Raw genomic sequence first — 13329 nt, forward strand, 5'->3', positions numbered from 1 at the left:
CCGGGTGTCGGTGGCGGACCGAGGGGCGCGGTTACTTCACCGGCTCCGGAGTCGGCTCGTTCTCCGTCTCCTCCTCGCCGGCCGGGTCGGCCGGGGTCTTCACCGACTCCAGCAGGAGCTGGGCGACGTCGACGACCTGGATGGATTCCTTGGCCTTGCCGTCGTTCTTCTTGCCGTTGACCGAGTCGGTGAGCATGACGAGGCAGAAGGGGCAGGCCGTCGAGACGATGTCGGGGTTGACCGACAGGGCCTCGTCCACGCGCTCGTTGTTGATGCGCTTGCCGATCCGCTCCTCCATCCACATCCGCGCGCCGCCGGCGCCGCAGCAGAAGCCGCGCTCCTTGTGGCGGTGCATCTCCTCGTTGCGGACGCCGGGGACGGAGGCGATGATCTCGCGCGGGGGCGTGTAGATCTTGTTGTGGCGGCCCAGGTAGCACGGGTCGTGGTAGGTGATGATGCCCTCGACCGGGGTGACCGGGGTGAGCTTGCCCTCGTCGACCAGGTGCTGGAGCAGCTGGGTGTGGTGGATGACCTCGTAGTCGCCGCCGAGCTGCGGGTACTCGTTGCCGAGGGTGTTGAGGCAGTGCGGGCAGGTGGCGACGATCTTCTTCGCCGACTTGGGCTTCGCGGACTCGGGCACGACCTTGCCGTCGTCGTCCATCTCCTCGCCGAAGGCGGCGTTGAGGGACATGACGTTCTCCATGCCGAGCTCCTGGAACAGGGGCTCGTTGCCGAGGCGGCGGGCGGAGTCGCCGGTGCACTTCTCGTCGCCGCCCATGATGGCGAACTTCACGCCCGCCATGTGGAGGAGCTCCGCGAAGGCCTTGGTGGTCTTCTTGGCGCGGTCCTCGAGCGCACCCGCGCAGCCGACCCAGTACAGGTACTCGACCTCGGTGAGGTCCTCGATGTCCTTGCCGACGACCGGGACCTCGAAGTCGACCTCCTTGAGCCATTCCAGGCGCTGCTTCTTCGCCAGGCCCCAGGGGTTGCCCTTCTTCTCCAGGTTCTTGAGCATCGTGCCCGCCTCGGACGGGAACGCCGACTCGATCATGACCTGGTAGCGGCGCATGTCGACGATGTGGTCGACGTGCTCGATGTCCACCGGGCACTGCTCGACGCAGGCGCCGCAGGTGGTGCAGGACCACAGGACGTCCGGGTCGATGACGCCGTTCTCTTCGAGGGTGCCGACCAGCGGGCGCTCGGCCTCCGCGAGGGCCGCCGCGGGGACGCCCGCCAGCTGCTCCTCGGACGCCTTCTCCTCGCCCTCCATCGTCTTGCCGCCGCCGGCCAGCAGGTAGGGGGCCTTGGCGTGCGCGTGGTCGCGCAGCGACATGATCAGGAGCTTGGGGGAGAGCGGCTTGCCGGTGTTCCACGCGGGGCACTGCGACTGGCAGCGGCCGCACTCGGTGCAGGTGGAGAAGTCCAGCAGGCCCTTCCAGGAGAAGTGCTCGACCTGCGAGACGCCGAAGACGTCGTCCTCGCCGGGGTCGGTGAAGTCGATCGGCTTGCCGCCCGACGTCATCGGCAGCAGCGCGCCGAGGGAGACGTCGCCGTCGGCGTTGCGCTTGAACCAGATGTTCGGGAAGGCCAGGAAGCGGTGCCAGGCCACGCCCATGTCGGTCTTCAGGGCGACCGTGATCATCCAGATGAAGGAGGTCGCGATCTTCAGGCCGGCGAAGAAGTAGACCAGGTTCTGGAGGGTCGACAGGTCGAGGTCCTGGAGGGCGGAGACGACCGGGTACGAGATGAAGAACGACGCCTCGTAGCCGTCCACGTGGTGCAGGGCGCCCTCGAGGGCGTGCAGCATGAAGATGCAGACGCCGACGATGAGGATGACGGCCTCGACGAAGTACGCCTGGCCGAAGTTGGAGCCCCCGAAGCGGGACTTGCGGCCCGGATTGCGCGGGTGGCTGAGCTGCCGGATGACGATCAGCGCGAGGATGCCGAGCACCGTCATGGTGCCGATGAACTCGACGAAGACGTTGTACGGCGCCCAGTCGCCGATGACGGGCAGGATCCAGTCGGCCTGGAAGAGCTGGCCGATGGCGTTGACGATCGTCAGCAGCAGGGAGAAGAAGCCCACCGCCACGAACCAGTGCGCCACCCCGACGATGCCCCAGCGGTTCATCCGGGTGTGGCCGAGGAACTCCCGGACCACGGTGACCGTGCGCTGCACGGGTTCGTCGGTCCGCGTTCCGGCCGGTACGGGCTGGCCCAGCCGCATGGAGTTGTAGATCTGCAGGACGGCGCGGCCGAACAGTGCCACGCCGACCACGATCAGGACCAGCGACACAATGATCGCGGCGAGTTGCATTTGGGGGCTCCTCGGGCCTGCGAGGTTGCGAAGGGGCGGTATTGCGCTCAGTACACCTCGGTATCGGTATTACTAAGCGGTAACTTAATCAGTCTGTCTGAGACTACCCCCATCCTCCGCCGCACTGTAGTCGGACGTGCGGTGATCTGCGTCGCTGAGGCAACCCTGACCGGCCCGGTCGCGTCGGGGCGACGGGCGGGCCGGTCGGCAGGGGCCGGTCGTCCGTGCCGACTGCCCGGGCGCCACGCCGGTCCAGGGTGCCATTCATAGCAATTCGTGATATTCGGCATAGTTTATGCCCCGTGCTCTACGGGATCGCCGCCGCCACCGCCTCCTTCCTCCTCGCCGCCCTGCTCACGGGGCTGCTGAGGGCGCCCGCCCTGCGCCTCGCCCTCGTCGACCGGCGCCGCCGTCGGCCCGTCCCCCTGCTCGGCGGGGCGGCCGTCGTCCTCGTGACCGGGCTGGTCGCGTGGGCGGGTGAGTGGACCGGCGTCGTGCCGCTCGGTCCGGCGGTCGGGCGGCTGCTGACGGCGGCCGTCGCCGTCGGCGCGCTCGGCCTCGCCGCCGACGTGTGGCGGCTGCGGCGGCGGTGGGTGGTCGCCGGCAGCGCCGTGGCGGCGGCATGCGTGGTGCCGTACGGCGTGACCGGGCCGGTGGCCGGAGGGCTCGCCGTGGTCTGGATCACGCTGGCCGCCGCCGCCTTCCAGGGGCTCGACCACGCCGACGGGGTGGCCGGCACGGTGGCGGTCGTGACGGCCTTCGGGGTCGCCGCCTGTGCCGCCGCCGAGGTGATGGACGCGCTCGCGGTGCTGCTGAGCGTGCTGGCCGCCGCGCTGACCGGGTTCCTGCTGCACAACTGGCACCCCGCGCGGGTCGCGCTCGGGGCGTGCGGTTCGCTCTTCGCGGGTTTCCTGCTGGCGGGAGCGGCGGTGTTCACCCGCGCGGGCCACGATCCCGGGGCCGGGGCGGGGGTGCTGTTCGCGCTGACCGCGGTGGCGGGCGCCGACGCCGCCCTCGTCCTCCTCTCCCGCCGGCTGGCCGGGCGGCCCCCGCTGCGGGGCGGGCCCGACCATCTCGCCCACCGGTTGCGCCGGCTCGGGCTGACCCCGCAGGGCGCGGTGGCCGTACTCGGCGCGGCCTCGTTCGCGGGGGTGCTCGTGGGTGTGCTCGTGCACACCGGATGGGCCGGCCGGGTGGCGGTGCTGTGGGTGGCGGGCGGCGCGGTCGTCGCGGTGGCGGCGCTGTCGCGCGTACGGGTGTACGGGCCGGCGCGCCGGGCGCGTGCCGTTTCCCGGGCGCCCTCAGGGGCAACCGCGGTGCCGTGCGTCGCGTCCCCCCAGAAGGCGCCGCAGCGGGCGATTTTTCCGGTTCGTCAGACCCGAGGTGTCGAGAACCCGCAGGTCAGAGCGCCATTGCGTGTAAGGAACGGATAAGAGTTGAGTCTGGCTGACTCACCTCTGTTGACCCAGCCAGCGGGGTCGTGCACACTTGAGCCTGTTCCACTCAAGTCAGCTGGAGGTTATTCACCATGGCACGTGCGGTCGGCATCGACCTGGGCACGACTAACTCCGTCGTCAGCGTTCTGGAGGGCGGCGAGCCCACCGTCATCACCAACGCCGAGGGCGCCAGGACCACGCCGTCCGTCGTCGCCTTCGCCAAGAACGGCGAGGTGCTGGTCGGCGAGGTGGCCAAGCGCCAGGCGGTCACGAACGTCGACAGGACCATCCGGTCGGTCAAGCGCCACATGGGCACCGACTGGAAGATCAACCTGGACGGCAAGGACTTCAACCCGCAGCAGATCAGCGCCTTCGTGCTGCAGAAGCTGAAGCGGGACGCCGAGTCCTACCTGGGCGAGAAGGTGACCGACGCGGTCATCACCGTCCCGGCGTACTTCAACGACGCCGAGCGCCAGGCCACCAAGGAGGCCGGCGAGATCGCGGGCCTCAACGTCCTGCGCATCGTCAACGAGCCGACGGCCGCCGCGCTGGCGTACGGCCTCGACAAGGACGAGCAGATCATCCTCGTCTTCGACCTCGGTGGCGGTACGTTCGACGTCTCGCTGCTGGAGATCGGCGACGGTGTCGTCGAGGTGAAGGCCACCAACGGTGACAACCACCTCGGTGGTGACGACTGGGACCAGCGCGTCGTCGACTACCTGGTCAAGCAGTTCCAGTCCGGCCACGGCGTGGACCTCGGCAAGGACAAGATGGCGCTCCAGCGTCTGCGCGAGGCCGCCGAGAAGGCGAAGATCGAGCTGTCCTCGTCCACCGAGACCTCGATCAACCTGCCCTACATCACGGCGTCCGCCGAGGGCCCGCTGCACCTGGACGAGAAGCTCACCCGCGCCCAGTTCCAGCAGCTGACGTCCGACCTGCTGGAGCGCTGCAAGACGCCGTTCCACAACGTCATCAAGGACGCCGGCATCCAGCTGTCCGAGATCGACCACGTCGTTCTCGTCGGCGGCTCCACCCGCATGCCCGCCGTCGCCGAGCTCGTCAAGGAGCTGACCGGCGGCAAGGACGCCAACAAGGGCGTCAACCCGGACGAGGTCGTCGCCATCGGCGCCGCCCTTCAGGCCGGTGTCCTCAAGGGCGAGGTCAAGGACGTCCTGCTCCTCGACGTCACCCCGCTGTCCCTCGGCATCGAGACCAAGGGCGGCATCATGACCAAGCTGATCGAGCGGAACACGACGATCCCGACGAAGCGTTCGGAGATCTTCACCACCGCCGAGGACAACCAGCCCTCCGTGCAGATCCAGGTCTACCAGGGCGAGCGCGAGATCGCGGCGTACAACAAGAAGCTCGGCATGTTCGAGCTGACCGGTCTGCCCCCGGCGCCCCGCGGTGTCCCGCAGATCGAGGTCGCCTTCGACATCGACGCCAACGGCATCATGCACGTCACGGCGAAGGACCTCGGCACCGGCAAGGAGCAGAAGATGACCGTCACCGGCGGCTCCTCGCTGCCGAAGGACGAGGTCGACCGGATGCGCCAGGAGGCCGAGAAGTACGCGGAGGAGGACCACGCCCGCCGCGAGGCCGCCGAGTCCCGCAACCAGGGCGAGCAGCTCGTCTACCAGACGGAGAAGTTCCTCAAGGACAACGAGGACAAGGTCCCCGGTGAGGTGAAGACCGAGGTCGAGTCCGCCGTCGCCGAGCTGAAGGAGAAGCTCAAGGGCGAGGACAGCGCCGAGATCCGCACCGCCACCGAGAAGGTCGCCGCCGTCTCGCAGAAGCTGGGCCAGGCCATGTACGCCGACGCCCAGGGCGCGCAGGCCGCCGGCGGCGAGGCTCCCGGCGCGGGCGCCCAGGCCGGTGACAAGGCCGCCGACGACGACGTCGTCGACGCCGAGATCGTGGACGACGAGCGCAAGGACGGTGCCGCGTGACGGAGGAGACCCCGGGTTTCGACGAGAAGCCCGACGTCCCCTCCGGCGCCGCCCCTGAAGACGCCGAGCCGCAGGCCGCCTCCGAAGAGGGGGCGGCCCCGGCCGGGGACGCGAGCGAGAACGCGGGCCTGGTGGCCCAGCTGGACCAGACGCGCACGGCGCTCAACGAGCGCACGGCCGACCTCCAGCGCCTCCAGGCCGAGTACCAGAACTACCGCCGCCGGGTGGAGCGGGACCGCGTCGCGGTCAAGGAGATCGCCGTCGCGAACCTCCTGTCCGAACTGCTTCCCGTGCTCGACGACATCGGCCGCGCCCGGGAGCACGGTGAGGTCGTCGGCGGCTTCAAGTCGGTCGCGGAGTCGCTGGAGTCGGTCATCGCCAAGATGGGCCTCCAGCAGTTCGGCAAGGAGGGCGAGCCCTTCGACCCGACGATCCACGAGGCCCTGATGCACTCCTACGCACCGGACGTCACCGAGACGACCTGCGTGGCGATCCTGCAGCCCGGGTACCGGATCGGCGAGCGCACCATCCGCCCCGCGCGGGTGGCGGTGGCCGAGCCGCAGCCCGGCGCCCAGACGGTCAAGCCGGCCGAGGACGCGACGGAGGCACAGGACGCCGACTCGAAGGACGACGCCGGGGCCAAGGAGAGCGGTGGCCCGGACGAGGGCTGAGCTCGAAGTGACGCATAAGGCGCGAGAGGAGGGACGTCGGGGATGAGTACCAAGGACTTCATCGAGAAGGACTACTACAAGGTTCTCGGCGTCCCCAAGGACGCCACCGAGGCCGAGATCAAGAAGGCGTACCGGAAGCTCGCCCGCGAGAACCACCCGGACGCCAACAAGGGGAACGTCAAGGCGGAGGAGCGCTTCAAGGAGATCTCCGAGGCCAACGACATCCTCGGCGACCCCAAGAAGCGCAAGGAGTACGACGAGGCCCGCGCCCTCTTCGGCAACGGCGGTTTCCGCCCGGGGCCGGGCGCGGGCGGCGGCGGCACCTTCAACTTCGACCTGGGCGACCTCTTCGGAGGCGGCGCCCAGGGCGGGGGCGGCCAGGGCGGCGCCGGCGGCTTCGGCGGCGGCCTCGGTGACGTCTTCGGAGGCCTGTTCAACCGCACCGGCGGCGGACCCGGCACCGGCACGCGCACCCAGCCGCGCCGCGGCCAGGACATCGAGTCCGAGGTCACCCTCAGCTTCACCGAGGCCATCGAGGGCGCCACGGTCCCGCTCAGGATGTCCTCGCAGGCACCCTGCAAGGCCTGTTCGGGCACCGGCGACAAGAACGGCACGCCGCGCGTGTGCCCGACCTGCGTCGGTACCGGGCAGGTCGCCCGGGGCTCGGGCGGCGGCTTCTCGCTCACCGACCCGTGCCCCGACTGCAAGGGCCGCGGCCTGATCGCCGAGGACCCCTGTGACGTCTGCAAGGGCTCCGGACGCGCCAAGTCCTCCCGGACGATGCAGGTCCGCATCCCGGCCGGGGTGTCGGACGGGCAGCGCATCCGGCTGCGGGGCAAGGGCACGCCGGGCGAGCGGGGCGGACCGGCGGGCGACCTGTACGTGGTCGTGCACGTCAAGGAGCACCCCGTCTTCGGACGCCGGGGCGACAACCTCACGGTCACCGTCCCGGTGACGTACGCGGAGGCGGCCCTCGGCGGCGAGGTCCGGGTCCCGACCCTCGGCGGTCCGCCGGTCACGCTGAAGGTGCCGGCGGGCACGCCCAACGGCCGCACCATGCGCGCCCGGGGCAAGGGCGCGGTCCGCAAGGACGGCACCCGCGGCGATCTCCTGGTCACCGTCGAGGTGAGTGTTCCGAAGGACCTGACGGGGAAGGCTCGTGACGCGCTCGAGGCGTATCGCGAGGCGACCGCGGACGAGGATCCGCGGGCGGAGCTGTTCCAGGCCGCGAAGGGAGCTTGACGGGAATGGACGGTCGTCGACGCAACCCGTACGAACTGACCGAGGACACCCCGGTCTACGTCATCTCGGTGGCTGCCCAGCTCTCCGGTCTGCACCCGCAGACCCTGCGCCAGTACGACCGTCTCGGCCTGGTCTCCCCGGACCGCACGGCCGGGCGCGGCCGGCGCTACTCGGCCCGCGACATCGAACTGCTCCGCACGGTGCAGCAGTTGTCGCAGGACGAGGGCATCAACCTGGCCGGCATCAAGCGCATCATCGAACTGGAGAACCAGGTCGCCGCCCTCCAGGCGCGGCTGGCCGAGATGCAGGACGCCCTCGACGGCGCCGCCACGGCGATGCGCCAGCGGGAGGCGGCGGTGCACGCCTCCTACCGCCGTGACCTGGTCCCGTACCAGGAGGTCCAGCAGACCAGCGCGCTGGTGGTGTGGCGTCCCAAGCGGCAGCAGTCGGACTGACGGCCGGACGAAGGGGCCCGGGGTTCGTGCACGCACGGACCCCGGGCCCCTTTCCGTCTGCGCAGCCGTCAGCCGGGGACGATGTCGCCGATCGCGTCGGCGGCCAGCAGCCACATGGGGTGGGCGCCGGTGCCGAACGCGGCGGCCAGCGCGTAGCCGAGGGCCGCGTCCAGCGCCTTGGGCTCCGCGCCCTCGCGCCACTCGGCCAGCACCCGCCCGTCGCCCTGCGAGACGAAGTCCCCGACGTGCTCCCGGCCGCGCAGCAGCCGGCTGCCCGCCACGGAGTCGGGCACCAGGCGCCAGGCCCCACCCGCGTACCGGACGTCGACGGCGAACGAGCGCCGGGTCAGCCGCCCCTTCGACGGGTCCACCACGGCCTCCTCGCCGTCGACGGTCAGAGCGAGCCGGTCCCCGTCCCGGGTGCCGACGGGAACGTGCCCGTCGTCCTCCGGCCCCTCGCGGCGGAGCTCGACGCGGGGCACCGCCCCGCCCTCGACGACGACCTCGCCCCGGCCGGTGTCCAGTCGGACGGTCACGGCGCCGAAGCGCTCGTCCTCGGCGACGCTCTCCGTGCCGTTCGTGCCGTCCGTGTGGTCCGTGTGGTCCGTGTGGTGCCCCATGCGTGCGTTCCTCAGCTGTGCGGTCCCGGCGGGTGTCAGTACGTCAGACGCATTCGCCCGGCCCTCCGTTTCCGTGCCGCCCAAGGTCGCTCCCGTGGGCGTGCGCACAGGTGTGTGTGGGGCGTGACCAGCCAGTGTGCGCAGCTCCGGCAGACCTCCGCAGTACGTCCGCATTGTCTCCGTCAGTTGAGCGGAACGTACTGTGCCCATCTCGTTAAGTGGTTCCCCTTGACGCCGGTGGTGGCCAAAGCGTTGGCTTTTCAGTCACATGGGCCGCACTGCTGTGCCCACGTCCCGATTCGCACATGAAGTGAGCCCTCGCATGCGTCGTCGTACCGCCATAACCGTGGCCGCCACCTCCATGTCCCTCATGCTCGCCGGCTGCGGCACGCTCGGTGCCTCGGAGAGCAGTGACGAGGCGAGCCCGACCAAGGGCAACGACATCACCGTGGGCCTCCTCCTCCCGGAGAAGGCGAACACCCGCTACGAGCAGTTCGACTACCCCTTCTTCAAGGCGAAGGTCGCCGACCTCACGCGCGACCAGGGCAACGTCAAGTACGCCAACGCCGAGGCGAGCTCGTCCAAGCAGGCCGACCAGATGCAGCAGATGATCGACGACAAGGTCGACGTCATCGTCCTGGACGCGGTCGACGCCAAGTCCATCGGGGACAGCGTGCAGAAGGCCAAGGACGCCGGCATCCCGGTCATCGCCTACGACCGGCTGGCCGAGGGCCCGATCGACGCCTACATCTCCTTCGACAACGAGCTGGTCGGCGAGGTCCAGGGCCGCTCCCTCCTCGAAGCGCTCGGCGAGGACGCCGACAGCTCCGACAAGATCGTCATGATGAACGGTTCGCCCACCGACCCCAACGCCAAGCAGTTCAAGGCCGGCGCGATGTCCGAGCTGAACGGCAAGGTGACGATCGCCCAGTCCTTCGACACCAAGGACTGGAAGCCGGAGAACGCCGAGGCGAACATGGCCGAGGCGATCGAGAAGATCGGCAAGAACAACATCGCGGGCGTCTACTCCGCCAACGACGGCATGGCCGGCGGAATCATCGACGCCCTGGAGGACGCGGGCGTCACCGACCTGCCGCCCATCACCGGCCAGGACGCGGAGCTGTCGGCGGTGCAGCGGATCGTCACCGGCGAGCAGTACATGAGCGTGTACAAGTCCTACCCGCAGGAGGCGGAGCACGCCGCGGAGATGGCCGTGGCCCGTGTCCAGGGCCGGGACATCCAGTTCGACGCCCTCGCCCGCGAGCGGGTCGACAGCCCCACCCACAAGGGCATCCCCGCCCAGCTGGTCCCCGTCGTCGCCCTGACCCAGGACAACATCAAGGAGACGGTCATCGCGGACGGCTTCTACAAGGTCTCCGACATCTGCACGGCCAAGTTCGAGGCGGAGTGCGCGGAGATCGGGCTGAAGTAGGTCTCGGTACGGGTCCGGCAGCACCCTCGGCGTACCGGCCGTAACGGGCGTTTCCGGCCGCCCTCCTGCCCCGAGCCGTGTTGCGGACCCGGTCCCGGCCGCGCATAGTTGCGCTGCGGAAGGGCCGAAACCGGGGGTGGGATGGGCGATGGCCGGGCACGGGGCTCAGGAGCATCCACACGGTGCCGACCGGCTGTGCGCGGCCGGGGACCGCGTGTACTCCAGGGCCGTACGACGTGGCCGGGTGCCCCGCCGGGACGCCGAGCCGGTCCCCTGCCTCCTCGAACTGGCTTTGCTGCACCCGGACCCCGACGACATGGACTGGCTGGTGCCGACCTCTCCGCAGGAGGTCATGACCCGGCTGTTGCGCGGGCTCTACGACGAGGTCAGCACGAGCCAGCGGCGGGTGGGCTCGGCGGTGGAGGCCTTCGAGTGGTACGCGGGCCTGGACGGCCGGTCCCGGCCCGCCGCCGGCACGGAGGGCACGGCGATCCGCGTCCTCGACGGCCTGGCCCGCATCCAGGCCGCGATGGACGAGGCGACGCAGGCCTGCACGACGGAGGTCCTGACCGTGCAGCCCGGCGGCATCCGGCGCGAGGCGGAGCTCTCCGAGGGCCTGCACCGGGCGCTGGCGCTGCGCGGGCGCGGGGTGCGGATGCGGGACCTGTACACGCACGTCGCCCGGCACGGCCAGGGCCTGCTCAACTACCTGGAGCTGATGGGCGACGCGGTCGAGGCCCGCACGCTGGACGAGGTGATCGACCGCCTCATCCTCTTCGACCGGACGGTGGCGTTCGTACCGGCGAACACGGACCGCACGATGGCGCTGGAACTACGCCATCCCGCACTGATCGCCTACCTGGTGACGGTCTTCGAACGCCTCTGGCGCCTGGCGATCCCGCTCACCGCCCCCCTCCCCGACACCGGCATCGAGGGCATCTCCCACCGCGAGCAGTCCATCGCGGCGCTGCTGGCGGAAGGCCACCAGGACGCGGTCATCGCGGAACGCCTCGGCATAAGCGTCCGCACGGCCCGCGCCCACATCGCCCGCCTCTCGGAGACCTTGGGCGCGGCGAGCCGGACGCAGCTGGGGGTACGCATCGCCCAGGCAGGCCTGGACGGCTCCCCTCGCGCGGTGGCCTCCCCCGTCATCCTTCCGGGTCAAGAATCCCCGACTGCCCGATGAGGTAGCCGAGCTGCGCGCGGCTTTCGCTGCCGAGGGTGGCGGCGAGTTTGGCGATGTGGACGCGGGCGGTGCGGACGTTCATGCCGAGGCGTTCGGCGATGACGTTGTCGGTGTGGCCTTCGATGAGGAGGGCGGCTATGGCGCGTTGGCGGGGGGTGACGCCGTTGACGGTGGGCTGTTGGACAGCCTGGGGGTGCATGGGGGTGGCGAGATGCCAGAGGCGGTCGAAGGTGTTGATGAAGTAGGCGGTCAGTGCGGGGTGGCGGACTTCGAGGGCGAGTGAGCGGTCGGCGCTGGCGGGGATGAAAGCGACCGTGTCGTCCACGATGATCAGCCGGTTGGTGACCTGGTCGAGGGTCCGCGCCTCCACATCCCCCCGAAGACGTTCGTATCGCCCGATGATCAAAGGCGCATGGCGGACGGTGTGCTGGTACAGGGCTCGGACTCGACCACCATTGTCGAGGAACGCCTGGTCCCGCTCCATGGCAGCTTCGTGGTAGCGGAAGGGCGGAACGACCAAACCCTCGTGCGGCTGGATGGCGAGGAGTTGGTGCTTGCCCTCGGCCATGGCTTCGGAGATGGCCTGGCCGACTTGCTCCTTGCTGCCGAGGAGTCTCAGGTGTGGGCTCTCCTCACCGCCGACGGCTCGACGCTCGAGGCGCATGAGCGGCTCGAAGGCGTCTGCCAGTCGCTGTCCGCGACGTCGTTCGACCGAGATGCGCTCCTCTGCGGAACGGAGCAGGCGCTGCAGCGCGACAGTCGGAGCGACGGGCTCCAGCCGGTCCAGGTCATCGATCGCGGGCTGGAGGATGCCGTTGTCGATCAGGCAGGGTGCCGTCGCCGCCTCGGCGCTGGGGAGGTGCCCGTCTCGTAGTGCGCGGGCGTAAAGCTCCAGGCCCGCATCACACAACTCCTCCGCTCCATGGTGGTGGACCTGTGGGGTCACGCGTGACTCTCTTCGTCGGTTGAGATCAGTGATCCTTTTCCAGGATCCCGGACTGGGCTATGAGGTAGCCGAGCTGGGCGCGGCTGCCGCTGCCCAAGGCCAAGGCCAGTTTCGCGATGTGCGCTCGGCACGTGCGGACGTTCATGCCGAGACGCCGGGCGATGGCTTCGTCGACGTGGCCCTCCACCAGGAGCTTGGCAATCGAGTGCTGAATGTCGGTAATGCCGTCCGAGGCGGTCTCGTAGGGTGTCCCCACCTTGAGTGGCACGGCGCGGGACCACATGAATTCGAAGACTTTGATCAGGTACCTGACCAGCCCTGGGTGGCGCAGCTCCAAGGCGACCTGGCGATCTTCCCGGGTCGGGATGAAGGCCACCGACTCGTCGCAGATGATGAGTCGCTCGACGAGTTCGTCAATGGTGCGCACTTCGACCTTGCCGTCAGCAATCTGGTCCACGTAGGCGAGGGTCTCGGGGCTGTGGCGGGCTGTGTGCTGGTACAGGGTGCGTAGCCGTACGCCTCGCTCGATCAGAGGTTTGTCGCGCTCCAGGCCTTTGAGGAGGTTGCTCTCCAGGCGTCGACCCCCGGGTTGCACGGTGAGTACCTCTGCCTGGCACTCCGAGGTGGCGAGGTTCAGCGCCGAGTTGATCCGGTCTCTGCCCTCCAGCACAGTGATGGCGTGAGTCGACGCGGTGCCCTGGGCGCTCGCAGCCATGAACGGCTCGAAGGCGTCGGCCAACTGGACGGAGAGGCGCCGACGCTCCGTGATCTCCCGTTCGATCGGATGGAGGCGCTGTGCGAGGGCGACCGTTGGCGGGACGGGACGCAGCCACGTGGCATCGTCGGGGTCGGGGTGGAGAAGTGCGAACTCCATCAGGCAGGGGGCCGACTCGACATCCGCGCGGGCGATGCGGCCGGCGCGCAGCGCGCTGACGTAGATTCGGCTGCCTTCGTCACACAGTTCGGTTATGGCGTGGGGATGTGCCGCTTGTGTCTCGTTTGTCCCCAATTTTCCACCCCCCAGGGTCCTGAACATGCAGGAACATGATGCACCGATTGTGTGGCCATGACGTGCCCG

The 13329-nt window shown here is 69.7% G+C and carries 11 protein-coding genes; 7 read left to right on the plus strand and 4 right to left on the minus strand.

All coding sequences use genetic code 11. From position 1 onward, the window contains the following. Window positions 1–31 precede the first annotated feature (31 nt). Window positions 32–2314 (minus strand): (Fe-S)-binding protein, encoded by a 2283-nt coding sequence (locus tag AMK11_RS12800; RefSeq protein WP_073726373.1) that lies wholly within the window; start codon window positions 2312–2314, stop codon window positions 32–34. A 302-nt stretch (window positions 2315–2616) separates the two neighbouring features. Here AMK11_RS12800 and AMK11_RS12805 point away from each other — a divergent pair, with 302 nt between their 5' ends. The 5 genes from AMK11_RS12805 to AMK11_RS12825 all read left to right on the plus strand — a co-directional run bounded on the left by AMK11_RS12805 (window position 2617) and on the right by AMK11_RS12825 (window position 8067). Continuing rightward, the gene (locus tag AMK11_RS12805; RefSeq protein WP_073726375.1) at window positions 2617–3747 is read left to right on the plus strand and encodes an MraY family glycosyltransferase; all 1131 of its coding nucleotides are present in this window, start codon (window positions 2617–2619) and stop codon (window positions 3745–3747) included. Between the two features lie 95 nt (window positions 3748–3842). Further along, the gene (dnaK, locus tag AMK11_RS12810; RefSeq protein WP_073726377.1) at window positions 3843–5699 is read left to right on the plus strand and encodes a molecular chaperone DnaK; all 1857 of its coding nucleotides are present in this window, start codon (window positions 3843–3845) and stop codon (window positions 5697–5699) included. Further along, a complete protein-coding gene (gene grpE, locus AMK11_RS12815) occupies window positions 5696–6370 on the plus strand; it encodes a nucleotide exchange factor GrpE (RefSeq protein WP_073726379.1) in 675 nt (224 codons plus the stop codon). Before dnaK ends, grpE begins: the two co-directional genes overlap by 4 nt. Before the next feature lie 42 nt (window positions 6371–6412). Next, complete coding sequence (gene dnaJ, locus AMK11_RS12820; RefSeq protein WP_073726381.1) at window positions 6413–7612, plus strand: molecular chaperone DnaJ; 1200 nt, start codon at window positions 6413–6415, stop codon at window positions 7610–7612. 5 nt (window positions 7613–7617) lie between these two features. Further along, a complete protein-coding gene (locus AMK11_RS12825; RefSeq protein ID WP_073726383.1) occupies window positions 7618–8067 on the plus strand; it encodes a heat shock protein transcriptional repressor HspR in 450 nt (149 codons plus the stop codon). 68 nt (window positions 8068–8135) lie between these two features. Here AMK11_RS12825 and AMK11_RS12830 read toward each other — a convergent pair whose 3' ends face one another. Next, a complete protein-coding gene (locus tag AMK11_RS12830) occupies window positions 8136–8687 on the minus strand; it encodes a hypothetical protein (protein ID WP_073726385.1) in 552 nt (183 codons plus the stop codon). A gap of 322 nt (window positions 8688–9009) precedes the next feature. Here AMK11_RS12830 and AMK11_RS12835 point away from each other — a divergent pair, with 322 nt between their 5' ends. Both AMK11_RS12835 and AMK11_RS12840 read left to right on the plus strand, forming a co-directional pair. Then, a complete protein-coding gene (locus AMK11_RS12835) occupies window positions 9010–10119 on the plus strand; it encodes a sugar ABC transporter substrate-binding protein (RefSeq protein WP_383579961.1) in 1110 nt (369 codons plus the stop codon). 148 nt (window positions 10120–10267) lie between these two features. Then, window positions 10268–11305, plus strand: coding sequence for a helix-turn-helix transcriptional regulator (locus AMK11_RS12840; protein WP_073726389.1), 1038 nt, complete (start codon window positions 10268–10270; stop codon window positions 11303–11305). On the opposite strand, the gene AMK11_RS12845 is transcribed toward AMK11_RS12840, so the two are convergent. Then, window positions 11268–12251: a helix-turn-helix transcriptional regulator gene (locus AMK11_RS12845; RefSeq protein ID WP_073726391.1), complete on the minus strand. Its 984-nt coding sequence runs from the start codon at window positions 12249–12251 to the stop codon at window positions 11268–11270. The genes AMK11_RS12840 and AMK11_RS12845 overlap by 38 nt on opposite strands. Before the next feature lie 25 nt (window positions 12252–12276). Further along, on the minus strand, window positions 12277–13287 hold the full coding sequence (locus AMK11_RS12850) for a helix-turn-helix transcriptional regulator (protein WP_073726393.1): 1011 nt from the start codon (window positions 13285–13287) through the stop codon (window positions 12277–12279). Between the last annotated feature and the right edge of the window lie 42 nt (window positions 13288–13329).

Source organism: Streptomyces sp. CB02414, from assembly GCF_001905385.1.
In the GTDB taxonomy this organism is placed as follows: Bacteria; Actinomycetota; Actinomycetes; order Streptomycetales; family Streptomycetaceae; genus Streptomyces.